The organism is Chryseobacterium sp. T16E-39 (assembly GCF_002216065.1).
GTDB lineage: Bacteria > Bacteroidota > Bacteroidia > Flavobacteriales > Weeksellaceae > Chryseobacterium.
Window position 1 is genome coordinate 2,403,094 of record NZ_CP022282.1, and the last position, 22,933, is coordinate 2,426,026.

The 22,933-nt window shown below is 35.0% G+C and carries 21 protein-coding genes; 15 read left to right on the plus strand and 6 right to left on the minus strand.

Going from position 1 to position 22,933, the window contains the following annotated elements:
* The first annotated feature begins 27 nt into the window (after positions 1–27).
* Positions 28–891: a glycoside hydrolase family 25 protein gene (locus tag CEY12_RS10875; protein WP_089027716.1), complete on the plus strand. Its 864-nt coding sequence runs from the start codon at positions 28–30 to the stop codon at positions 889–891.
* Here CEY12_RS10875 and CEY12_RS10880 read toward each other — a convergent pair whose 3' ends face one another.
* Positions 892–2,535 (minus strand): alpha/beta fold hydrolase, encoded by a 1,644-nt coding sequence (locus tag CEY12_RS10880; protein ID WP_089027717.1) that lies wholly within the window; start codon positions 2,533–2,535, stop codon positions 892–894. It abuts the gene before it with no gap.
* Between the two features lie 153 nt (positions 2,536–2,688).
* Here CEY12_RS10880 and CEY12_RS10885 point away from each other — a divergent pair, with 153 nt between their 5' ends.
* The 3 genes from CEY12_RS10885 to CEY12_RS10895 all read left to right on the plus strand — a co-directional run bounded on the left by CEY12_RS10885 (position 2,689) and on the right by CEY12_RS10895 (position 6,381).
* Positions 2,689–3,555: a helix-turn-helix domain-containing protein gene (locus CEY12_RS10885; protein WP_089027718.1), complete on the plus strand. Its 867-nt coding sequence runs from the start codon at positions 2,689–2,691 to the stop codon at positions 3,553–3,555.
* A gap of 89 nt (positions 3,556–3,644) precedes the next feature.
* A complete protein-coding gene (locus CEY12_RS10890; protein ID WP_089027719.1) occupies positions 3,645–4,367 on the plus strand; it encodes an SIP domain-containing protein in 723 nt (240 codons plus the stop codon).
* A 112-nt stretch (positions 4,368–4,479) separates the two neighbouring features.
* The gene (locus CEY12_RS10895; RefSeq protein WP_089027720.1) at positions 4,480–6,381 is read left to right on the plus strand and encodes an ABC-F family ATP-binding cassette domain-containing protein; all 1,902 of its coding nucleotides are present in this window, start codon (positions 4,480–4,482) and stop codon (positions 6,379–6,381) included.
* 55 nt (positions 6,382–6,436) lie between these two features.
* Here the strand turns inward: CEY12_RS10895 and CEY12_RS10900 are convergent, their stop codons facing one another.
* On the minus strand, positions 6,437–7,495 hold the full coding sequence (locus CEY12_RS10900) for a Gfo/Idh/MocA family oxidoreductase (RefSeq protein ID WP_089027721.1): 1,059 nt from the start codon (positions 7,493–7,495) through the stop codon (positions 6,437–6,439).
* A gap of 148 nt (positions 7,496–7,643) precedes the next feature.
* On the opposite strand from CEY12_RS10900, the gene CEY12_RS10905 reads away from it, so the two are divergent.
* Both CEY12_RS10905 and CEY12_RS10910 read left to right on the plus strand, forming a co-directional pair.
* Entirely contained in the window at positions 7,644–8,159 is a 516-nt protein-coding gene (locus tag CEY12_RS10905) for a hypothetical protein (protein ID WP_089027722.1), read from the plus strand.
* 162 nt (positions 8,160–8,321) lie between these two features.
* Positions 8,322–8,915: a hypothetical protein gene (locus CEY12_RS10910; RefSeq protein WP_089027723.1), complete on the plus strand. Its 594-nt coding sequence runs from the start codon at positions 8,322–8,324 to the stop codon at positions 8,913–8,915.
* 94 nt (positions 8,916–9,009) lie between these two features.
* Here the strand turns inward: CEY12_RS10910 and CEY12_RS10915 are convergent, their stop codons facing one another.
* Positions 9,010–9,645 carry a peroxiredoxin gene (locus CEY12_RS10915; RefSeq protein WP_089027724.1) on the minus strand — a complete coding sequence of 212 codons (636 nt, stop codon included), beginning with the start codon at positions 9,643–9,645 and terminating at the stop codon, positions 9,010–9,012.
* Positions 9,646–9,742: 97 nt separating this feature from the next.
* Between CEY12_RS10915 and CEY12_RS10920 the strand changes: the two genes are divergently transcribed.
* Positions 9,743–10,630, plus strand: a complete 888-nt coding sequence (locus tag CEY12_RS10920) for a mechanosensitive ion channel family protein (RefSeq protein WP_089027725.1) — start codon at positions 9,743–9,745, stop codon at positions 10,628–10,630.
* Positions 10,631–10,686: 56 nt separating this feature from the next.
* Here the strand turns inward: CEY12_RS10920 and sucC are convergent, their stop codons facing one another.
* The 3 genes from sucC to CEY12_RS10935 form a co-directional block, all read right to left on the minus strand.
* On the minus strand, positions 10,687–11,877 hold the full coding sequence (gene sucC / locus CEY12_RS10925; RefSeq protein WP_034683725.1) for an ADP-forming succinate--CoA ligase subunit beta: 1,191 nt from the start codon (positions 11,875–11,877) through the stop codon (positions 10,687–10,689).
* A gap of 229 nt (positions 11,878–12,106) precedes the next feature.
* Positions 12,107–12,493, minus strand: coding sequence for a DUF423 domain-containing protein (locus CEY12_RS10930; RefSeq protein WP_089027726.1), 387 nt, complete (start codon positions 12,491–12,493; stop codon positions 12,107–12,109).
* A gap of 199 nt (positions 12,494–12,692) precedes the next feature.
* A complete protein-coding gene (locus CEY12_RS10935) occupies positions 12,693–14,021 on the minus strand; it encodes a hydroxymethylglutaryl-CoA reductase, degradative (protein WP_089027727.1) in 1,329 nt (442 codons plus the stop codon).
* A gap of 146 nt (positions 14,022–14,167) precedes the next feature.
* Here CEY12_RS10935 and CEY12_RS10940 point away from each other — a divergent pair, with 146 nt between their 5' ends.
* From CEY12_RS10940 to recA, 8 genes are all read left to right on the plus strand, one after another.
* A complete protein-coding gene (locus CEY12_RS10940) occupies positions 14,168–15,427 on the plus strand; it encodes a putative DNA modification/repair radical SAM protein (RefSeq protein ID WP_089027728.1) in 1,260 nt (419 codons plus the stop codon).
* Between the two features lie 54 nt (positions 15,428–15,481).
* Positions 15,482–16,240: a TIGR03915 family putative DNA repair protein gene (locus tag CEY12_RS10945; RefSeq protein ID WP_089027729.1), complete on the plus strand. Its 759-nt coding sequence runs from the start codon at positions 15,482–15,484 to the stop codon at positions 16,238–16,240.
* A 28-nt stretch (positions 16,241–16,268) separates the two neighbouring features.
* The gene (locus CEY12_RS10950; RefSeq protein WP_228409839.1) at positions 16,269–17,132 is read left to right on the plus strand and encodes a DUF4846 domain-containing protein; all 864 of its coding nucleotides are present in this window, start codon (positions 16,269–16,271) and stop codon (positions 17,130–17,132) included.
* A gap of 83 nt (positions 17,133–17,215) precedes the next feature.
* Positions 17,216–18,202, plus strand: coding sequence for a 6-phosphofructokinase (gene pfkA / locus CEY12_RS10955; protein ID WP_089027730.1), 987 nt, complete (start codon positions 17,216–17,218; stop codon positions 18,200–18,202).
* Between the two features lie 28 nt (positions 18,203–18,230).
* Positions 18,231–19,235: a type I glyceraldehyde-3-phosphate dehydrogenase gene (gene gap, locus CEY12_RS10960; protein WP_089027731.1), complete on the plus strand. Its 1,005-nt coding sequence runs from the start codon at positions 18,231–18,233 to the stop codon at positions 19,233–19,235.
* 394 nt (positions 19,236–19,629) lie between these two features.
* Positions 19,630–20,409 (plus strand): response regulator transcription factor, encoded by a 780-nt coding sequence (locus CEY12_RS10965; RefSeq protein ID WP_089027732.1) that lies wholly within the window; start codon positions 19,630–19,632, stop codon positions 20,407–20,409.
* 90 nt (positions 20,410–20,499) lie between these two features.
* Positions 20,500–21,696 (plus strand): oxygenase MpaB family protein, encoded by a 1,197-nt coding sequence (locus CEY12_RS10970; RefSeq protein ID WP_089027733.1) that lies wholly within the window; start codon positions 20,500–20,502, stop codon positions 21,694–21,696.
* Between the two features lie 176 nt (positions 21,697–21,872).
* The gene (gene recA, locus CEY12_RS10975; RefSeq protein WP_089027734.1) at positions 21,873–22,880 is read left to right on the plus strand and encodes a recombinase RecA; all 1,008 of its coding nucleotides are present in this window, start codon (positions 21,873–21,875) and stop codon (positions 22,878–22,880) included.
* Positions 22,881–22,933: the final 53 nt, after the last annotated feature.

The following is a 22,933-nucleotide window of genomic DNA, read 5'->3' on the forward strand; positions in this document are numbered from 1 at the left end:
CTCAAAAAGTTAGTTTTGCAAAACTTTATGACGAGAAAAAAGTACACCAAAAAAGCTGCCAAAAACATTCATCAGAAAAGACGAAAGAACTACTTTTTTCGTAGAAAGATTCTATTGGCTATTCTTATCATAGCTCTCATTGGAACAGGATTTTATCTAAAGCAGTCGATCAGCTATTATTACGCTTTGTACTTTAATAAATTTACCCATAAAAAACTCCATAACAGTGAAAAGGAAGCTTTAAGAATTCAAAAAATTCTTAGTGATAATCTTGATAAAACTTATGGTTTTGATGTCTCCCACTACCAAAACAAAGAGGATATCAAATGGGATAGTTTAAGCATTGGAAACAAGACCATTCCATTGGAATTTGTTGTGATGAGGGCAACAATGGGAAATAAAAATGCGGATAAACATTTTGATGAATTCTGGACACAAGCAAAGAAGCATGAACTTATCAGGGGAGCTTATCATTTCTACAGAGCTGATGAAGACCCTATCATACAGGCAAATAATTTTTTAGCGAATGTAAAACTCGAAAATGGGGATCTTCCACCCATTTTAGATATTGAAAAAATCCCCAAACGGAAAACAAATAAAAAACTTCTTGAGGATTTAAAAGTCTGGTGCAAAATTGTAGAAGAGACCTACGGTACGAAACCTATTATCTATACTTATTACCATTATTATAAAGATTTTCTGAAAGGAGAATTTGATGGTTATCCTTTATGGTTGGCCAATTACAATGACGTTCCTGTTCCCTCCCCCAATGACAAATGGGATTTTTGGCAATTTACAGAAAACGGAATTGTTCATGGCATCAATACCAAAGTCGACCTCGATGTATACAATGGCAGTTCATGGTCCCTGAAAAGGCTGACTATCGATTAATTATTTTTCCAGGAACTGCAAAACATCATGATTCAATTCGTCTGGGTTTTCAAATGGAATAAAATGAGTTCCCTTTCTGTAAATTTTCATTTGCGCTCCCGGAATTTCCTTTGCTATAAATGAAGTGTGCTCTTTTTTTATAACATCATTTTCTCCCGCTATCACCAAAACAGGATGGTTTATTTTATGCAGAGAAGCTTTCTTGATATGAGGTTCGTCCAGCATAAGTTTTAATAGTCTTTTCTCATTGAATTTTTCAGGCTTATTTTCAGCCTCTAAAACCTGAAGATCCAATCTCATATGATTTAAAAGCCTTTGATCCACCCCATCAGGTTGAGTATTTGCCCCGATAATGACTAGCTTATTTAGATTTTCAGGATATTTTATAGCAAACTCAAGCCCGGTATTCCCTCCATCACTCCAGCCTACTATATTAATTTTTTTTAATCCAAGTTCATCACTTAAGATTTTAAGATCATTTGCAAAAATAGAATACGTAAAATCATCTTTCGAAAAATCAACACTCCTGCCTTGACTTCTCGTATCAACTGCAATCACCTGATAATGTTGTGAAAGCACTGAAATCTGCTGATAAAAATCTTTGATACTCCCGGAGTTTCCATGAAGCAAAAACAAGGGTTCTCCTTTGCCATATATTTCATAATAAATCTCTGCATTCTTTAATTTTAAAGTCTTTCCTACAGATGTATTTTTCCCATAAACAGAGTTTTCAGATTCAATTTTATATTTACTTAAATCAGGAATCAAATCTGCAATACTTTCATCAACAGCCTTATCATCATTCACATTCTTTCCATTCTTATCGACTTTCACATCAATATTAATGGCAGGGGCAGCAATTGTCCTCTTTTCCCAATCATCATAAAACTTCCTTGTAAATCCAGTTCTGAATAATGCTGCACTAATATTTATTTTTCCGGCAAATTCCTTTAAAAACTGAATTCCTATAAAAAACTTACCCTGCACCCAAATATTGTAATCATTAACATCTAAAGTGAATGTTCCGGATTTGATCATGTCTTCAGTTAGCTCTACAGTGATTTCCTCATCAAGAATATTTTTATCAGGGAAGCCATTCTTTTCACTGTAAATACTGTAACGCATTAGCACGGGTCTGTCAGAAACATAGCTTGCAATGTTCAGATTAATATTTTTGATCTTTGATCTTTTATTTGCATTAAATTCCAAAGCGGTTTCTCCTAAAAAATCTTCTGTCCGAAGTTTTGGATTTACAGAGTACATTACATTTTTGGTTTTGGTATTCACTCCCCAGTTTTTATCTACCAGTTTTTTAGCTGTTAATTTCACTTCCTGTATATTTCTTACTTTTTGCTGTAAGAATATTTGCTGAGAATTATTTTTGATAAAATCCCCGACAGCTACTGTATAATTCTCATATCCGGCAACCTCTATTTTTACTTTATTTGATGGATTTGCTTTAGAAAGGTCTATTGAAAAACTACCCTTTTCATCAGAAATCACACCTACATTCTCTTTTTCAATCCCTATTTTAACATAAGGAAGTGGTAAATTTTCATCTTTAGAATAGACGGTTCCGGAAATTATCTGAGCATTAAAGGAAATTACAAAAAAGAAAAGAAGTAAAATACTGAGTTTTTTCATGATATAAGTTTGGTACAAAAATCATTATTTATCTAATTAAAAACTCATAACGTGTTATTAAATTTTATCTTTGTTTAGTTAAATTACTCCAAAGAAGCAAAGCTTTTACTGCAGTTGACATCTATACTTTATTTTAAAAGATTGAACCAGTATATGAGACAGAATATTCCTACCTACAACCTAAACTCGGTTTCTCAACACGGTTTTATTGTAGAAAAAATGACCGAACATACCAACAATCCCCATTATAATATTGTTGATAAAGGAATACATAGAGACAGTCATTATATTTTTATGTTTCTCCAGACCGGATATGCAAAAATGATGATAGATTTCAAAATCATGGAAGTCGAAGGTCCTCACATTCATTGTCTGTTACCCGGACAGGTACATCAGGCGTTACTTACCAACAATGCTTGCGGATGGTTTGTTGCCGTGAATGCAGATCTGGTTCCTGATTTCATACGAATTGCTTTTGAAGAATCCATGGGAGATCATAATCCTTTAGCTTTAGACAAAAACTGTAATGAAAAATTCAATACTTACGCTCAACTTCTTTACAGCTCCTGTACCGAAGAAATGTTATCTACTAAGGAAGGTTTTTTCGTTGTTAAGTCTTTATTGAATGCTTATATAGGAATGTTTACATTATATTTTTTAAATGAAAGTAAGCCTGAAAAACATAAACAAAATCGTGCGTTAGAGTTGACAAGAAAGTTTAGAATTTTGGTGCGAAAAGAATTCAGAAATATAAAAAGTCCGTCTTCATATGCCAAAATACTAAATATTTCACCTGGATATCTAACCGAGGCTGTTTCCAGAACCACAGGTAAATCGGCATTATACTGGATCCAACAGGAGATTCTGATTGAGGCAAAAAGACTCCTATTTTTCACAAATTGTACCGTAAAGGAGATTGCATATCAATTGGGATATAATGATCACACTTATTTCTCCCGCCTCTTTTCCAGGTCAGAGGAGATTTCTCCATTATCCTTCCGTAAAAAAATTCGAAAGTGATTACTTAAACCGCGAATTGTCCAATCAATTCCATAAAATAACCATTGATATTTTTTCCATTTGCAGCTTCCTTTGTAATAAAAATTATTATGTCAAGCTTACCAAAATGGATCAACGACGCTGTCGAAAACTTATTACCCTCCAAATTTAAAGACTGTGCCATTACAAAGACCATCTCTATTTCAGATGATCTTAAACAGATAACTTTTGAGACCGATCTTTCTGATGTCTATTTCGAACCTGCTTATGCGGTTGGATTCCGGATTAATGATCGTGATTTTAGAAACTACTCCCCTTTTCACTTTGATAAGGAAAATGGCAGCTTCGACATTCTTTTTCATTTACACGACACAGAAGCGGTGGGATGCGATTTCATGAATCAGCTTTCCGTAGGTGATTCTCTAAAAATGATTATACCGCGTGGAAAAAGATTCTTTGATCACGAAGCGAAAGTTCATTTTTCAATTGGTGATGAAACGTCTTTAGGAAGCTCAATTTCCATTCAGGAAGCTGCAGAAAAATCTTCCACTTCATTTGTTTGTCTGCATGAGATTGAAGATCCTTTATGTCTTGAAAAACTTAATCTCTATGGATATTATACCTCAAAAAACAACTGGATGGCTATTTTAAATCAGGTCAATGAATTTTTGCAGGAAGAAAGAAAAGCTATCGAAAACAAAGAGGTTACTTTTTATCTTACCGGCAATGGAAAAACAATGTCATTTTTACGCAGATATCTGAAGGAAAAAGGAGTTCATTCTACAAATATCAGATCGCAGGCTTACTGGATAGAGGGTAAAAAAGGATTGTAAATTTTGCAGCATTACTTCTGAGGCCTATTACCATTAAGAAAATTACAGAAAATATTTTATCAGATAAAACCTTCAATATTTCGTATTTTCGCGCTACGAAATCTTTATAGAAATGAATTACGTTGCTGCTGAGAACCTTACTAAATCGTACGGACTAAAAGTTTTATTTAAAAATATTTCTTTCAATATCAATGAAGGGGACAAAATAGCCATTGTTGCTAAAAACGGAAGTGGAAAATCCACACTGCTGAAAATATTGATGGGAAAGGAAATAACTGACAGTGGAAATGTAATCATTAACAAAGATATTCAGGTTGTTTTATTTGATCAGGAGATTGATTATGATCCTGCACTTACGATCGATGAATTCATGATGACTCTGGATTCCGCTCCTATCACTGCACTTAAAAACTATCACAAATCACTGCATTCCACAGATCTGGATTTTATTGAAAAAGCGCTGGCTGATATGGAAGTTCACAAAGCCTGGGATCTTGAAAATGAAATGAAACAAATCCTTTCTCAACTTAAGATCACTGATCTCGAGGCAAAGATGGGAACACTTTCGGGTGGGCAGATCAAACGTGTTGCTTTGGCCAAACTATTGACAGAAACCAGAGCTGAACACCGCCACACTCTTTTAATAATGGATGAGCCTACCAATCACCTTGACGTGGAAATGGTAGAGTGGCTTGAAAATTATTTGAATAAGGCTAAAATTACACTTCTGCTTGTAACTCACGACAGGTATTTCCTGGACGGTGTATGTAATATGATCTGGGAAATGGAGGACAGCAATCTTTATTTCCACAATGGTTCTTATGCTACCTATCTTGAAAATAAAATGATCCGGGAAGATAATCTTAACGCAACTATTGATAAGGCCAACAATCTTTACAGAAAAGAGCTGGAATGGATGCGACGACAGCCCAAGGCAAGAACTACGAAATCAAAAAGCAGAATTGATGCTTTTTATGAAACAGAGAAAGTAGCAAAGACGGATACTTCAAAACAGGGTCTTGAGCTTGATTTTGAAATGAAACGTTTAGGTAATAAAATTCTGGAATTAAAAAACATTGATAAGAGTTTTGGAGATAAATTATTATTAAAAAACTTCAGCTATTCTTTCCAGCGTGGAGAAAAAGTTGGAATTGTTGGTAAAAACGGAGCCGGAAAATCCACGCTTTTAAATATTATTCAAGGTTTCGAAAAGGCCGACAAAGGAGAAATTGAAACTGGGGAAACGATTTCTTTTGGTTATTTTTCTCAAAAAGGATTAACTTATAAAGAGGATGAAAGAGTTATTGATTTCATTAAAGAAATTGCTGAGTTCTATCCTCTGGCGAATGGAAAAAGCCTATCAGCTTCTCAGTTTTTAAGATTATTCCTGTTCGATGATCAAACACAGTACTCTCCTATTTCAAAACTTTCGGGTGGTGAAAAAAGAAGATTACACCTGATGTATATCTTATATCAAAATCCGAACTTCCTTATTTTTGATGAACCTACGAATGATCTGGATCTTCCTACATTAACAGTACTTGAAAACTTTTTACAACAGTTTCAAGGTTCCCTGATTATCGTTTCTCACGACCGATATTTTATGGATCGAATCGTTGATCATATTTTAGCTTTTGAGGGCGAAGGAAAGATCAAAGATTTCATTGGGACATTCTCAGAATACAGGGAAGCAAAAAGTCGTGAAGATGCTTCAGAAAAAAATACACCACAGAAAACAGAAATCAAAGAAGCTCCGGTAGCCACTGCTGTCACTTCCCCAACCAACTCCAAGAAACGAAAACTTTCTTTTAAGGAGCAGAGAGAATTAGAAACTATTGAAAAAGAAATGCCTGAATTAGAGGGACAACGTGAAAAAATTCTTGAACAGCTGAATAATGAGACAGATTATGAAAAAATTTCCAAACTCTCAGCTGATTTGGAGGCAATTTCAGGAAAACTGGAAGATCATGAAATGAAATGGCTGGAATTACAGGAAATCCTGGGCGAAGCTTAATATTTATATTTAAAATAAAACTATTTCGGCCTCACTTAATGTGAGGCCGATTTTTTTAGTTGAGGTTGATTACCTTTTCCTTCTCAGAGCTCTCAACCGCTGCATCGATGATTTTCATATTCTGAATCACCTCTTTTCCTGGTGACGGCAGATCATATCCAAAAACGATATGCTCATAAATCTCCTGATAATAGTTCATATAATTTCCAGGTTCACTGTTGGTAAGAATTCTTTCCGTTTCAGAATGATCATTAATATAATTCAATATCCCATCAGCACTGTTTAGCGGAAGCATCCAATTTTCACCATATGCAGGCAAGGTTCCTGATACCAATTCAGTTTCCTGATTATCGGTTCTTTCCTGAAGAAAGCTTCCCTTGTCACCATGAACTACATAAGCATAGTGTGCCTCTTTGCTAAAAACTGAAGATTTCAGCCGAATCCGCATATTATTTTTATAGAATAAAAGAATTTCAAAATAATCATTGGCATATTCCGACCCCTTCATGGAAAAAACATCGGCAAAAAGCTTTTCCGGAAATCCAAAAAGCTGTACCGCCTGATCTACCAAATGAGACCCTAAATCATGAAGTGATCCGGAGCCGGCCTGCTGAGGGTTCTCTTTATGTTGTTTTCCGCTGGGTTCCGTACGAAAACGGTCAAATCTTATTTCAACCTCTTTGATTTCTCCCAATTTTTTATCCTCAAGAATCTTTTTGACCTGAAGAAAGTCACGATCAAACCTTCTATTTTGATACACACTTAGAAATAAGCCTTTAGCCTCTGCTAGCTTTACCAATTGTTCAGCTTCTGAAACATCTACTGTAAAAGGTTTTTCAACAATTACATGCTTACCGGCTTCAAGAGCTTTTTTTACATATTCAAAGTGAGTCTGGACCGGAGTATTGACTACCACAACTTCTATATCCGATTCGGCCAGCATATCCTCTACCGAACCGTATATAATTGCATCTGGATATTTCTCCCGGGATTCTTCCTTACTTCTTTCCACTACTGCTGACATAAAAAACCCGGGATGTTCTTTCAGAAAAGGTGCATGGAAAACTTTTCCGCTCATTCCAAAGGCACAAAGGCCAACTTTTACCAATTGCATACTCTTTTTTTTAACAAATATATTGAGAAAAATATTAGTTAAGACCACCTATTATCTATATAGTGAAATATTATAAAACTAATAATTTCCTTATCTTAAAGGGATTTTGCATTTTTGCATCTTTAATTTTTTTAAACAAACAACAGATATGGATAAGATAAAAGATACCAGAAGTTTCATGAGAATCACCCACCGTTACCTGGGCTATTTTCTCGCTGGGATTATGGCAGTTTATGCAGTAAGTGGCGTTCTACTGGTTTACAGAGACACAGACTTTTTAAAAAATGAAAAAAAATACACTAAAATAGTTGACAAAAACCTTTCAGAAAAAGCATTGGGAAAAGAGTTAAAAATTAAAAACTTTGAAATAGAAAGCAAGATAGGTAATATCGCTTATTTCAAACAGGGTGCTTATAATCTGAATACAGGAGAAGCTCAATACATAAAGAAAGAATTGCCTTTCGTTCTTGATAAAATGGTAAAACTTCATAAAGCACAATCTAAGGATACTTTATCACCCTTGAACACATTTTTTGGAATTACATTATTATTTTTCGTGATTTCAAGTTTCTGGATGTTCAATCCAAAAACAAAAGCTTTTAAACGTGGGATGATTTTTACTGTTGCCGGAATTATACTTTCTATTCTACTACTCATCGTATAAAAAATTACAAAATCATCAACAAAACCTCTTAATAAATTTGATTTTCATTTTTCTTAATTTAACACTATTTTAGTAAAATTAGCTTAAAATGAGTACTATGGCATATTTATTGATTTTCACTAACCATAGAATAATAAGCATTAATTATTAAAATTATAAATTATGAAAAAACTAATTTTAGCAGGAATAGTAGCAGTAGCAGGTTTAACAACAACAGCAAATGCTCAGATTCAAAAAGGTAACTGGCTAGTAGGAGGTAGTATTGTAACAAGTAGTTTCGGATTAAACACTGGTGGTGGTTATAACATTGGAGTGGTTCCAAAAGGAGCTTATTTCATTGAAGATAATGTAGCTATTGGTGGATATGTTGATTTAGGTTTTAAGAAAGTTGCAAAAGGATCTCCAACTGAATTTACTTATAAAGTAGGTGCTTTAGGACGTTATTATATCTCACCAGGAGAAAAAGGTATTGATAATCTTTTACACCACGGAAGATGGTTCCTAGAAGGTAACGTAGGTATTGGTGGTGTATCCATTGAAAGTGGTAACTCTACGACAGGTTTAGATTTTGGAGCAGGTCCAGGATATTCATACTTCATTACACCGAATATCGGACTTGAAGGACTTGTTAAATACAATGGAGTTGCAGGTTTCGGGAAGAATGGTTTAACTTCTAGTTTAACATTCAACGTAGGATTTAGTATTTACCTTCCTACATCTAAAGGAAAAGAAGTTATAAATGATGTAAGAAAATAATTTTTACAATTCATATTTACAAATAAAAGCGCCTCGAATAATTTCGAGGCGCTTTTCGTACAAATTAAAACTAAACTATAAAAAATCAAATAAATCATGTATTGGGTTGAGGCGTATATCTTAGATACGGCTTTATTTCTGTAACTCCCTTAGGAAAAATTTCACGGGCATCTTCAGTTGATAAAGAAGGAGGAATAATAACATCCTCACCATTTTTCCAGTTGACCGGAGTAACCACTTTATGAGAATCGGTTAATTGTAAAGAATCAAGCACTCTGATAATCTCATTAAAATTTCTACCAGTTGATGCCGGATAAGTAATAATCAAACGCACTTTTTTAGCAGGATCTATGATCAATAGAGAACGTACCGTTGCTGTTGCTGAAGCATTGGGATGTATAAAGTCATACAATTCCGACACTCGTCTATACCTATCAGCTATAATCGGGAATTGTACTTCTGTATTTTGTGTTTCATTAATATCTTTTATCCAGTTTTGATGATCTTCTACTCCATCTACACTTAATGCAATTACTTTCGTATCTCTGGCTTCAAATTCGGATTTTAGTTTCGATGTGTATCCAAGCTCAGTAGTGCAAACCGGAGTATAATCTGCAGGGTGCGAGAACAATATCCCCCAGGAGTTGCCCAGATAATTATAAAAATCCAGATCACCGGCAGTTGTTTCTGCCTGAAAGTTGGGTGCGGTATCTCCTAATTTGATTGACATATTACTCTTGTTAATTAGTCTACAAATTTAGTAGACTTTTTTGAACTGGCAAATTTTTTGATGAAAATTTATATATTAGATTAAAAAAAAATAGTTCATGGAGAAAATTAGTTTAAGTTATGTTGATGTTGTCTATAAAGTTTTGCAAAGCTGGTATTTAAAATTTGCAGAATTGACCCCTAAGCTGATCGTTGGAATACTGATTTTTTCATTCTTTTTATTCTCTAGCAAATACCTGAGTAAAATTGCAGTAAAGATCTTTCATAAATTATTTCCTAAAAGTGAAAAGGAAAGTTCGCTGGTTACTCTATTAGCTGTTTTCCGGTTTATTATTATGTTGATGGGAAGCTTTATTGCATTAGAAGTAATGGGCTTTAGTAGTTTTTTATGGAAATTCATCGGAAGTTTAGGAGTTGCCGGGGTTATTGCCGGGGTTGCTTTAAAAGACCTGGTATCCAGTATATTTTCGGGAATGCTGATAGGAATTGATAAAGCCTTTAAGGTAGGAGATTATGTTTCTATCGGATCAAATTCAGGAACTGTACAGGAGATCGGTTTTCTAACTACTAAAATAATTACTGATGATGGAAAAAAAGTTTATATCCCCAATCAGGTCATCTTCAATTCGCCATTCTCAAATATCACAGCTTCGCCACAGAGAAGAATTATATTAAATTTTGAAATTCCCGCCGATGAAGATGTAGCCAAAGCTCAAAAGGGAATTTTAGAAGTGATAAAAAGTTTAGAATATGTAGATAAATTAGATACTGCTGAAGTTGTATTTACCGATCTGAAACAAGGGGTATTTAACCTTCAAGCAAAATTCTGGATGACTGTAGGAGCTAATATTACCAGGGTGAAGAGTGACGCTTATTTAAAGATCAAACAGCGTCTGGATTCTGATAATATACTCCTTGTGACACCAACCAGTATCAATATTACTGGGGGAGAAAATAGCAGTACAACAGTCAATCAGGATAAATAGAAAATAAAAAAACCGCTTTTTCAAGCGGTTTTTTTATTTTATTATAGTTTTTAGTCTTATGCTAAAACCTCTTTTACTTTGTTTGCAGCTTCTTCTAAAGTAATTGCAGAGTGTACAGGAAGACCTGACTCATCAATTAATTTTTTAGCTTCTACAGCGTTAGTTCCCTGCAATCTTACGATTAATGGAACAGGTAAGCTTCCCATAGCTTTGTAAGCATCTACAACACCCTGAGCAACTCTGTCACATCTTACGATACCTCCGAAGATGTTGATCAGGATCGCTTTTACATTTGGATCTCTTAAGATGATTCCGAAAGCAGTCTGAACTCTTTGAGCATCAGCAGTACCTCCAACGTCAAGGAAGTTAGCAGGATTACCACCAGATAATTTGATGATATCCATAGTAGCCATTGCAAGACCAGCACCGTTTACCATACAAGCAACGTTACCATCTAATTTCACGAAGTTAAGACCAGCTTCACCAGCTTCAACATCGATAGGATCTTCTTCTCTTGTATCTCTTAAAGCTTCAAGATCTTTGTGACGGAATAATGAGTTACCATCTAAAGTTACTTTAGCATCTACAGCGATAATTTTGTTATCAGAAGTTTTTAATACCGGGTTGATTTCAAAAAGAGAAGCATCAATTCCAACGTAAGCATTGTATAGAGATGTAATGAATTTTGTAAATTCTTTGAAAGCATTTCCTTCAAGACCTAGGTTGAAAGCAATCTTTCTAGCCTGGAAACCTTGAAGACCTAAAGCAGGATCAATTAATTCGTTGTGGATTAAATGAGGAGTTACTTCTGCAACGTGCTCAATATCCATACCTCCTTCAGTAGAATATACGATTGTATTTTTACCTTCAGCTCTATCTAAAAGAATAGAAACATAAAATTCTTTAGTTTCAGATTCTCCAGGATAATAAACGTCTTCTGCAACCAAAACAGAGTTTACTTTTTTACCTTCAGCAGAAGTTTGTGGAGTTACCAACTGCATTCCGATGATGTTCTGTGCATTTTCTTTAAGCTTATCCATGTTTGGAGAAAACTTAACCCCACCACCTTTACCACGACCACCTGCGTGAATTTGTGCTTTTACAACCCAAGCCTGCGCTCCGGTTTCAGCAGTCAATTTTTCAGCAGCTGCAACAGCCTCGTCTACATTATTAGCTACGAAACCACGTTGTATTGCTACTCCGTACTTTGATAAAATCTCTTTTGATTGATACTCGTGAAGATTCATATTATTTTTATTATTTTATTTTAAATTTTAAAGGTTGACAAATTTACTAAAAAGACATGGAAGTGCAAGATTCTAAGTCCAAAAATTAAGAGATAAGCATCTTGATATTTAACAGGTCTTGATATTTTCTTTATTCAGAGGTTAATTTTTTTATATTTTAAACCTATAAACTGAATTTTTAGAATTCCTGAATTCCAACCTTCCTTTTTATAATGATTTTCTATTGTCTTTATATCCTATTTTTAGCAAAATAAAATATAAGCATTCCCCAGCTAAGGATCATCAGTAATCCACCCAGCGGTGTAATAGGTCCTAAAAATTTCAGGTTAGCTCCAAGATAATCCTGCAAGCTCAGAAAATAAATACTGAACGAAAACAACATGGTCCCCGCAATCATCAAGATGGAAACCCATTTTTCTGAAGAAGTTTCAAATTTTAAAATATAACCTGCAATCAATAAAAAGAATGCAGCATACATCTGATATCTCACCCCTGTTTCAAAGCTTTCCAATCTTTCAACAGATAATATTTTCTTTAAAGCGTGCGCGCCGAATGCACCTAAAATTACCGACAGCATGCCATAAACGGCACCAAATACTAAAGTAATTGTTTTCATTGTATCAATTTATGGACATGGATCTTCAAGCCGATCCGGTTCCTATTTATAGTTTAAAATTTTAAATACCAAAGACAAAGCTCCAATAACAATTAACATCCACGCCAAATTTTTACTTTTTGCAAAGCCTGGATTCTGAGTCACTTTAAGAAAAATACCAAAACCCAATATAAAAGCTGACAATATAATTCCAAACATATTACTGTGCTCTCATTCTGTTAAACTCATTGATCACCTCATGATGTGTCACTGTTTTATCTTTAAAATAAGTAACAAAATGTTGCTTCTCTTCTTCTGTAGCCCCCATCTGATTTAAAATATTCAGTAAATGCATTTTCATATGACCTTTCTGAATCCCTGTTGTCACTAAGGAACGTAAAGCACCAAAGTTCTGCGCTAACCCGGAAACAGCAAGAATACTCATTAGTTCCTGAGCAGATGGTTTTCCAAGAAGTGCAAGAGAGAATTTTACTAGTGGATGAAGATTGGTTAACCCTCCTACCACACCAACCGATATCGGAAGATCAATCCAAAACCTAAAAATCCCGTTATCTGTAGTACAATGAGTTAACGACCTGTATTGTCCATCTCTTGCGGCATATGCATGTGCGCAAGCTTCGGTAGCTCTAAAGTCATTTCCGGTTGCTATCACCACAGCATCTACTCCATTCATGACCCCCTTGTTATGAGTAGTCGCACGAAATGGCTCAATTTCAGCAATCGTAACTGCCTGCTTAAACTTTCTTGCAAATTCCTCATTTGAAATTCCACTATCGTCTTTTAGATCATCAATTTTACAGGAAACCTCAGCTCTAACCACACAGTCAGGGGTAAAATTGGAAAGAATATTCATCACAATCTGTAAGGAATCTTTTTCTTCCTGAGTAAAATCTTCTTCTTTAGCAACTTCTTCTTTCAGTGTTTTTCCAAATTGCTCGAGACAAGAATTAATAAAATTAGCCCCCATAGAATCCACTGTATCAAAGCTGGCTTTCAATTGATAATAATTAGCCATATCAGCTGTCTTATCTATCAGTTTGATATCTAAGATTCCGCCGCCACGATTCCTCATATTGGCAGTTATTGCCTCAGTAGCTTCAAATAATTTTTTCTTTAATTTAAAATTGAAAAAATGTAATAATTTATGAGATTCTATATTGAATATAAAGTGAGTATGACCCAGTTTTTCGGTGTTGATAATGGTTGTTCTAAAACCTCCTTTATCGATCCAGAATTTAGCGGCTTTAGAAGCTGCTGCTACTACAGAACTTTCTTCTACAGCCATTGGTAACGCGATCAGTTTACCATCTATTAAAAAATTCGGAGCAATTCCATATGGCATATAAAAATTGGAAATGGTGTTCTCAGAAAATTCGTCATGAAGTTTCTGAAGCTCTGTATTATCGTTCCAATATTGCTGTAATATATTTTGATATTCCTGGTTCCCGTCAAGGTATTCATTAACGAGCCAGTCCATTTTCCCTTGTTTTGTAAGCTTGGAAAAACCTTCAATCGGTTGATGATTCATAGTATAACTTTAATGAACCGTAAATATAATGATTTTGGGACGTTATTCTGTTGATAACTTTATGTTAAAAAGGGTGACATTTCTCAATTTTGGAATTACTTTTGAACTTAAATTCATACATTTAAATCAACAATACACCGTAATAAATGAACTTTGACCGCCTGAAAGAGAAGCTTGAAATCCTTGCAGATGCAGCGAAATATGATGTTTCCTGCTCATCCAGTGGGGGAACAAGAAAGAATAAAAAGGGCGCTTTGGGAGACAGTTCCGCAAGCGGTATTTGTCATACCTATACGGAAGATGGACGCTGCGTTTCACTTCTTAAAATTCTACTGACCAATCACTGCATTTATGATTGTGCATATTGCGTTTCGAGAAGTTCAAATGATATCAAGAGAGCGGCTTTTACAGTAGAAGAAGTCGTAGATCTTACCATCAATTTTTATCGTCGAAATTATATCGAAGGTCTTTTCCTTAGCTCTGGTATTTTTAAAAATGCAGATACCACTATGGAACGTTTGGTGAGAGTGGCAAAAAAATTACGTTTGGAAGAAAATTTTAACGGGTACATCCATTTAAAATCTATTCCTGGTGCGAGTGATGAATTGATGGAAGAAGCAGCCTTATATGCAGACCGACTATCCATAAATCTGGAAATACCAACTGAAAGCGGATTGAAATTACTGGCTCCTGAAAAAAACAGAGCCGATATGATCAGCCCAATGCGGTATATTCAAAATGGGATTGCCCAATATAAGGATGAAAAGAAAATCTTCCGAAAAGTTCCAAAATTTGCTCCCGCCGGCCAGTCAACACAAATGATCGTAGGAGCAACCAATGAGAATGACCTTCAGATCATAAAGGTAGCAGATCATTTTTATAAAAATTTCAATCTTAAAAGAGTGTATTATTCGGGATATGTTCCTGTCTTAGAAGATAAAAGGCTACCGTCCCTTACAACTGAAGTTCCCATGCTAAGGGAAAACAGACTGTACCAGTCTGATTGGTTAATGAGATTTTATGGCTTTAAAGCAGAAGAAATTTTAGATCCGAATATTCCATTTTTGGATCTTGAAATCGATCCTAAATTAAGCTGGGCATTAAGAAATTTACAACAGTTCCCGGTAAATCTTCAAACCGCCGACTATCAAATGATTCTCAGGATTCCAGGAATTGGGTTAAAGACGGCTAAAAAGATCGTACATGCAAGACGATTCCAGGTTTTAAATATGGAACATCTTACAAAATTAGGAGCAGCTGTTAACCGGGCTAAATATTTCATTGATTTCAATTCTGGCAATATGTACCTGAGGTATCTTACAGATAAAAATTTCAGGAAGCTTTTAATTGGCGGCAGTGCTTCAAAGTTCCATAATCAGTTTTCACAGCAGTTGAGCCTTTTTTAGAATTATTTAGATTCCTTCGGAATGACAAATAAAATGTAACACTATAGTATCTAAATGACAACATTACTTTATGATGGAAGCTTTGATGGACTTTTAACTGCAGTATTTGAAGTATTTGAATACCGTTATAAAGATGTGGAAATAATCAGTAAAGGACGATTTCATCAGGAAAATATCTTTGCAGAAATTCACGATGTCATTACCCAGGGTGATAAAGCAGAAAGGGTTTTCAACAAATTAGAGCAAAATATAGGAAAGTCAGGAATTAATCAACTCCTAAAAGTCTACCTGTCAGAAGACCCCGGATCTGAACAGATTATACTATCCGCTATCAGGCAGTCTATACAATTACCTCAGGAAAACATTCTCCTAAACTATGCGGACCCGGATATTCTAAAAGTTTCAAAAATCTGTAAATCCGTAGATAGGGAAACCCATCGAATGACAGCTTTCGTAAGGTTTGAAAAAATGCAGGATGATGTTTTCTTTGCTAAAATAGACCCCGATTTCAATGTACTTCCTTTGATCCGAAAACATTTTAAAGACCGCTACCAAGATCAAAAGTGGATGATCTATGACCTCAGAAGACATTACGGAATTTTATATGATCTTGAAAACTGTGATTTTTTTTATCCTGATGAAAAATTAAATTTAGAACAATATCAACAGAAGTTCCACGATGAAGAAACTCAATACCAGAAGCTTTGGCAACGGTACTTTACGAAAACAAATATTGTAGAAAGGAAAAATTTGAAATTGCATATACAGCATGTTCCAAGAAGATATTGGAAGTATTTGACTGAAAAGACTTAGTTTTAATTGTAAATACCTCACCTCCAGCATGATCAGAAAGACTTCATTTATAATTATTTTAGCAATGATTCTAAGTTGCAGGAACGACAAGCCTTCAGCAAAACTTATTACTGATCAGGTTAATTCAGAAAACTCCGTTCAAATCAATAAGGATAAAAATACCATCAGGGAAAGATTTTCTCCCCCAAATGGCTATACATGGGTAGATGAAAAATCAGATTCCTTTGGATATTTTATTGAAAATTTTAATCTGAAACCCTATGGGAGCCAGATTTTAAAATATGACGGAACACCTATATCAACCCAATCCCTTCACCAGGCTGTTTTTGATATTGACACAGGGAACAAAGATCTGCAACAGTGTGCGGATGCGGTCATTCGCTTACGGGCGGAATACTTATTCAAAACGAAAAAACTGGATGACATAAAATTCCATTTCACAAATGGGGATCTGGTGAGCTGGAACGACTATAAAAACGGCGTAAGAGCTTTTGTAAATGGTAATATTGTAAGTTTCAGAAAAACGGCTCCCTTTGATGATTCTTATCAAAATTTCAAAAATTACCTGATACTCATTTTTAATTATGCAGGAACAATTTCCTTATATAAAGAAACAAAACCCATTACAGAAAATTCCGATTTAAAAACCGGAGTTATTTTAATTACTCCCGGAAGTCCTGGACATGTGGTTTTTATCTCTGGAGTATGCCAGAATAAAGAGGGGGAAAAATTATTTCTCTTAAGTGAAGGCTTTACCCCTGCCCAATCGATCCATTTACTTTCGAATCCTTTTAATAAAAATATTTCGCCCTGGTACAATCTGGATATAAATACACCGGAAACCAAAACTGCGAGATATATTTTCAAACCAACAAACTTTAGAAGTTTTTAACAATTTATATCCAAAACTATTATCAAGTTACTACCATAATCTGAACTTGTTTTCGTAAATTTGTGTTCGAAATTTTTTACTAGATGAAAGAAAGTGCTGTAAAAAAAATTGCAGTTCTTACTTCCGGAGGAGATGCCCCGGGTATGAATGCCGCATTGAGAGCGGTAGTAAGAACAGCAAATTACTATGATATCGAATGTTATGGAGTGAGAGAAGGTTATAATGGTCTTATCCACGATGATTTCCTAAAAATGGGTGCTCGTTCCGTAAAAAATATAATCAACCAGGGCGGAACCATTCTGAAGTCTGCCAGATCTAAGGAATTCAGAACCAAGGAAGGGCGTCAAAAAGCCTACGACAATTGTGTTAAACATGGTGTTGATGCTCTTGTTTGTATCGGCGGAGATGGAACCTTTACAGGAGCTAAGATTTTCAATGAAGAATTTGGGATCAAAGTAATTGGCGTGCCGGGAACTATCGACAACGATATTTTTGGGACAGACAATACTATTGGCTATGATACTGCTTTGAATACTGCAATGGATGCTATTGATAAAATTCGTGATACAGCGACATCTCATAACAGGATATTCTTTATTGAAGTAATGGGTCGTGATGCTGGTTTTATTGCATTGAACAGTGGATTAGCAACCGGAGCTTTAGATATACTAATCCCTGAAAAAAAGGATAGTGTAGATGAGCTGTTTGCAACTTTCAGAAATGCAGAAAAAACGGGAAAATCTTCAAGTATTGTGGTAGTTGCAGAAGGTGATAAAGTGGCGAATATTTATGAACTTGCTGAACATACTCAAAAAGAGTTTCCGGACTATGATATCCGTGTAGCAATTTTGGGACACATCCAGAGAGGAGGTTCTCCAAGCTGTGCAGACAGAGTATTGGCAAGCAGATTGGGTTATGGAGCGGTAGTAGGATTGATGGAAGGAAAAACAAATGTAATGGCGGGAATGCGTTCCAACGATATGGTGTACACCCCTATTGAAGAAGCCATTAAAAAACATAACGAAATCAATAAAGATCTTTTATTGATCTCAGAAATATTAGCAATCTAATTTTTATAATTGTAAAAATCAAAATATTATGTCAACAATTAAAGTAGGTATCAACGGGTTTGGTAGAATTGGACGTCTTGTTTTCAGAGCAATGACTGAAAGAGACAACATTGAGGTAGTAGGAATCAATGATCTTATCAACGCAGAATACATGGCTTACATGTTAAAATATGATTCTGTTCATGGAATTTTCCCAGGTGAAGTATCTGTAGAAGGTAATGACCTTGTGGTAAATGGAAAAAAAATCAGAGTAACTGCAGAAAGAGACCCGAACAACCTAAAGTGGAATGAAATAGGAGCTGACTATATTGTAGAATCTACAGGCCTTTTCTTATCTAAGGATACTGCTCAGGCTCACATCAATGCTGGTGCAAAAAAGGTAATCCTTTCTGCTCCTTCTAAAGATGACACTCCAATGTTCGTAATGGGTGTAAACCACAAAGAGCTTACAGATGATATCAAAATCTTATCTAACGCTTCATGTACGACAAACTGTTTAGCGCCTTTAGCTAAAGTAATCCACGATAACTTTGGAATCGTTGAAGGTTTAATGACAACTGTTCACGCTACAACAGCTACTCAAAAAACAGTAGATGGTCCTTCAGTAAAAGACTGGAGAGGTGGTAGAGCTGCTTTAAACAATATCATCCCTTCTTCTACGGGTGCTGCTAAAGCAGTAGGAAAGGTGATCCCTTCATTAAACGGAAAATTAACTGGTATGTCTTTCAGAGTACCTACAGTAGATGTTTCTGTAGTTGACCTTACAGTAAGAATTGAGAAGGCTACTTCTTATGACGAAATCTGCGCTACGATTAAAGCTGCTTCTGAAGGAGAATTAAAAGGTATTTTAGGATACACTGAAGATGCAGTCGTTTCTCAGGATTTCGTAGGAGATAAGAGAACTTCAATCTTCGACAAAGATGCTGGAATTATGCTTTCTCCTAACTTTGTAAAACTTGTTTCTTGGTATGACAATGAAATGGGTTATTCTAACAAATTAGTTGATATGCTTATCCACGCTGCTTCTTTATAAGAATCAATCCAAGCGAAATAAATAAACCCCGTTCAAAATTTGAGCGGGGTTTTTAGTTTACCGTTTCCAAACAACTAATAAAGAAAGTATAAACTATTATTTTCCTGAAGACCTTTCCATACTGAGCATAAATGCATTACAAAATATGCCTAATTATAATTAATTAAAAAATAAATAATGTAAAATAAAATACTATATTACAATTATTTTAGTTTAATAAATTAATATATTCTAGAAATATAATTAAATCAAAATCTCTAGACTGATTCTGGAAATTAAGTTTTCAGGGTTATTAGTTTAAAACAAATTTTGCATTTTTTTTAAAGCAAAAAAATCCCCCTTTGGGGGGATTTTTTAAGAAAATTTTAACTATTTTTAAAACAAAGCTATTTTCATGGAAAATTCTGAAAAAAAACATCCTTTGATCGAAGTTTGGAATACCTATCCGGGTACACGAAAAGAAAGGAAAGAGATCCTTAATACGCCACCGATCGAACGTATAATTGGAGAAATGTTTGCTATCGGAGAATTTTATTATTATGTATTGAATCTCACCAACAGTACACTTTCTCACCATCATGAAAATATTCTAAAATTACATGGATTAAAAAAGTATCCGGAAAACCTGAAAGATGTTATCGATCTTACCCACCCAGAGGACATTCCTTTTGTTATCAAAGCAGAACAGGCTGTTGTAAAAAAGATGGTAGAAATCGGCCCAGAATATCATCTTTATCTAAAATCCAGCTATTGTTTCAGAATGAAAACGGCAAAGGGAAATTATGAACTATTTCACCATCAGGCCATACCAACACTTGAAGACGAAGAAGGAAATCTTGTTCAGGCTATTAATATACATACCAACATCAACCATATCACCAAACAAAACCCCTATACTGTTTTGATATCGGGAATAGGTCCAAGAAATGACTTCCATCAAATTAAAATAGATGAACCCTCTTTAACTACCCATCAATCTCTGGAATGTTTAACCAAAAGAGAAGTGGAAGTATTGTCTTTAATTGCTAAAGGCTATTCGGGAACAGAAATATCAGAAATACTTATTTTATCACAGCATACCATTCGCTCCCATCGAAAGAATATTCTTACGAAAACCAATTCAAGGAACGGTAAGGAACTTCTGAAAAAAGCATTCGAATGGGGGATCATTTAATCTTAGCCAATTCAATTACTATCATTTAATTTCCTAAGCTGATAAATCTCACAAAGATTTTTCGGCATAAAACCTGTACTTTTATAATAGATGGAAAGATCAGTACTGCAACCCCGTTTCAAAAATGCTCCTCATTTCAAAGATTTCTGGCAGAAAGGCAATGGAAAACTGCTTATTGAATTTTCGGGAGCAGAAGTTAGTTTCAAAAATTTTGAACAATTTGCCACCTACTATTATCACACCGATGAAATTGGTGATCAGGTTGTAAAAGATATCTATTTAAAGAAAAAGTTCCGGGAAGCATCAAAAGAAATTGAACAATACATCCGGAATGGAGTCTCAGAAAGTGATCCTGTTCCGGAGAGTGTAAAAAAACTTTTTTCATCAATCCAGAGAAAACCCGACTGGCTGAATGAGGATTTATTAAAAAGTGGTGCCGAACTCTGTATGCGAAGTGGATTAGATGCTTTAATTTCTTTAAGAGATTACTGTTTAATAGGAGGCTATGATTATGCCTATCTTAATAAACCCCTTATTGTAACAGAAGCATTAAAAAAAGGAGCTGTAAAACGCCTTTCCGAAACACTGGATTTTTGGGTTAATGTAACCCGATACAATGCATTGGAGATTCATGCTAAAGGTTATGAATTTGCCATAAAAACAAGACTGATTCACTCATATGCCAGACTTTCAATTAAAAAGCATTATAAAAACTGGGATTCCGAAAATTGGGGCGAGCCTATTAACTCCTGGGATATGATGGCCACATATATTGGTTTTAGCCTTGTTTTCCTACACAGTCTGCATAAACTGGGAAACAGCTTCTCTAATGAAGAAGAATTAGGAATTTTCCACCTCTGGAAATATGTTGGATACCTGCTCGGAATACCTGAGGATCTTTTACCGGATAATAAAAAACAAGCTACAGAATATTTTTATTTATGGACATCAATTCAACCTCCTTCAGACAAAGATTCAGTACTTCTTGCTCATTCTTTACTGAATGAATCTTTGGAAAATCCAATATTGAAATTTAATTTCCAAAGAAAAAATCTACGTTACCTGCATATTTGCTGTACCTGGTTCTTACTGGATCACGAGGTTTGCAAACGTCTCAGCATCCCGGATGTTTCTAATAAAAATGTATTTCCAATAGCCAAGAGATTTACCAATTTTATATATAATTCTCTGGTTGGACGTAAAGCCCGAATTAAAGCCGGTAACAAAAAACATCTCAAAGTTTTGGAGGATTACCTAAGAATAACTGCAGCTTCTAACTTTCATTAATTCACAGGATTTAAAAATTCAGATTAACATACACTATCATTTCATTCAGAATAACATAGGGCTTATTTTAATCAACAGACTCTTTGATTTTTTAACGTTAAAAAGAGCTTTTCACATCGAAAAATATTAGCTTTTGATTACAAAATTATGTACTTTTGAGAAATTATTTTATAGAAATGAGTAACATTGACGATAAGAAAAAAGCACTGGCTTTAGTGCTTGACAAACTAGATAAAACATACGGAAAAGGAACTGTAATGACTTTGGGAGATAATTCTGTTGATAATACAATAGAGGTTATTCCTTCCGGATCTTTGGGACTAGATATTGCATTAGGCGTAGGCGGATACCCAAGAGGAAGAATCATTGAGATTTACGGACCTGAATCTTCTGGTAAAACCACTTTAACCCTTCACGCTATTGCTGAAGCTCAAAAAGCAGGTGGAATTGCAGCATTTATTGATGCTGAACATGCTTTTGACAGAACTTATGCAGCGAAATTAGGAATTGATTTAGAAAACCTTATTATATCTCAACCGGACAATGGTGAACAGGCTTTGGAAATCGCTGATAACCTTATCCGTTCAGGAGCTATTGATATTGTAGTCATTGACTCTGTAGCTGCTCTTACTCCTAAAGCAGAAATTGAAGGAGAAATGGGTGATTCAAAAATGGGTCTTCATGCGAGATTGATGTCTCAGGCATTAAGAAAGCTTACTGCTACTATTGCAAAAACAAAATGTACGGTAATTTTCATCAACCAGTTGAGAGAGAAAATTGGAGTAATGTTTGGAAATCCAGAAACAACAACAGGTGGTAATGCTTTGAAATTCTATGCTTCTGTAAGAGTAGATATCAGAAAAGCAAGTGCACCTATTAAAAATGGGGATGAAGCAGTTGGAAGCCGCGTGAAAGTGAAAATTGTTAAAAACAAAGTAGCTCCACCATTCAAACAAGCTGAATTTGACATCATGTATGGAGAAGGGGTTTCTAAAACAGGAGAAATTCTTGACCAGGCAGTAGAGCAAGGAATTGTAAAGAAAAGTGGTTCTTGGTTCAGCTACGAAGAAACAAAATTAGGACAAGGACGTGATGCGGTGAAAGATGTATTGAAAGACAACCCTGAACTTTCTGAAGAATTAGAAAATAAGATCAAAGCAGAAATTGCTAATAAAAAGCAATAGTTTTACAAATAGATAAAAAAAATCGGCGGAGCCAAAGGCTCCGCCGATTTTTT

What these genes read in the sequence shown, in the direction of transcription:
- CEY12_RS10965 (WP_089027732.1), top strand. Translation starts at nt 19,630, where the DNA reads ATGGAAAATTCTGAAAAAAAACATCCTTTGATCGAAGTTTGGAATACC.
- gap (WP_089027731.1), top strand. Translation starts at nt 18,231, where the DNA reads ATGTCAACAATTAAAGTAGGTATCAACGGGTTTGGTAGAATTGGACGT.
- pfkA (WP_089027730.1), top strand. Translation starts at nt 17,216, where the DNA reads ATGAAAGAAAGTGCTGTAAAAAAAATTGCAGTTCTTACTTCCGGAGGA.
- CEY12_RS10900 (WP_089027721.1), bottom strand. Translation starts at nt 7,495, where the DNA reads ATGCAATTGGTAAAAGTTGGCCTTTGTGCCTTTGGAATGAGCGGAAAA.
- CEY12_RS10945 (WP_089027729.1), top strand. Translation starts at nt 15,482, where the DNA reads ATGACAACATTACTTTATGATGGAAGCTTTGATGGACTTTTAACTGCA.
- CEY12_RS10950 (WP_228409839.1), top strand. Translation starts at nt 16,269, where the DNA reads ATGATCAGAAAGACTTCATTTATAATTATTTTAGCAATGATTCTAAGT.
- CEY12_RS10915 (WP_089027724.1), bottom strand. Translation starts at nt 9,645, where the DNA reads ATGTCAATCAAATTAGGAGATACCGCACCCAACTTTCAGGCAGAAACA.
- CEY12_RS10905 (WP_089027722.1), top strand. Translation starts at nt 7,644, where the DNA reads ATGGATAAGATAAAAGATACCAGAAGTTTCATGAGAATCACCCACCGT.
- CEY12_RS10940 (WP_089027728.1), top strand. Translation starts at nt 14,168, where the DNA reads ATGAACTTTGACCGCCTGAAAGAGAAGCTTGAAATCCTTGCAGATGCA.
- CEY12_RS10910 (WP_089027723.1), top strand. Translation starts at nt 8,322, where the DNA reads ATGAAAAAACTAATTTTAGCAGGAATAGTAGCAGTAGCAGGTTTAACA.
- recA (WP_089027734.1), top strand. Translation starts at nt 21,873, where the DNA reads ATGAGTAACATTGACGATAAGAAAAAAGCACTGGCTTTAGTGCTTGAC.
- CEY12_RS10880 (WP_089027717.1), bottom strand. Translation starts at nt 2,535, where the DNA reads ATGAAAAAACTCAGTATTTTACTTCTTTTCTTTTTTGTAATTTCCTTT.
- sucC (WP_034683725.1), bottom strand. Translation starts at nt 11,877, where the DNA reads ATGAATCTTCACGAGTATCAATCAAAAGAGATTTTATCAAAGTACGGA.
- CEY12_RS10935 (WP_089027727.1), bottom strand. Translation starts at nt 14,021, where the DNA reads ATGAATCATCAACCGATTGAAGGTTTTTCCAAGCTTACAAAACAAGGG.
- CEY12_RS10970 (WP_089027733.1), top strand. Translation starts at nt 20,500, where the DNA reads ATGGAAAGATCAGTACTGCAACCCCGTTTCAAAAATGCTCCTCATTTC.
- CEY12_RS10885 (WP_089027718.1), top strand. Translation starts at nt 2,689, where the DNA reads ATGAGACAGAATATTCCTACCTACAACCTAAACTCGGTTTCTCAACAC.
- CEY12_RS10930 (WP_089027726.1), bottom strand. Translation starts at nt 12,493, where the DNA reads ATGAAAACAATTACTTTAGTATTTGGTGCCGTTTATGGCATGCTGTCG.
- CEY12_RS10895 (WP_089027720.1), top strand. Translation starts at nt 4,480, where the DNA reads ATGAATTACGTTGCTGCTGAGAACCTTACTAAATCGTACGGACTAAAA.
- CEY12_RS10920 (WP_089027725.1), top strand. Translation starts at nt 9,743, where the DNA reads ATGGAGAAAATTAGTTTAAGTTATGTTGATGTTGTCTATAAAGTTTTG.
- CEY12_RS10875 (WP_089027716.1), top strand. Translation starts at nt 28, where the DNA reads ATGACGAGAAAAAAGTACACCAAAAAAGCTGCCAAAAACATTCATCAG.
- CEY12_RS10890 (WP_089027719.1), top strand. Translation starts at nt 3,645, where the DNA reads ATGTCAAGCTTACCAAAATGGATCAACGACGCTGTCGAAAACTTATTA.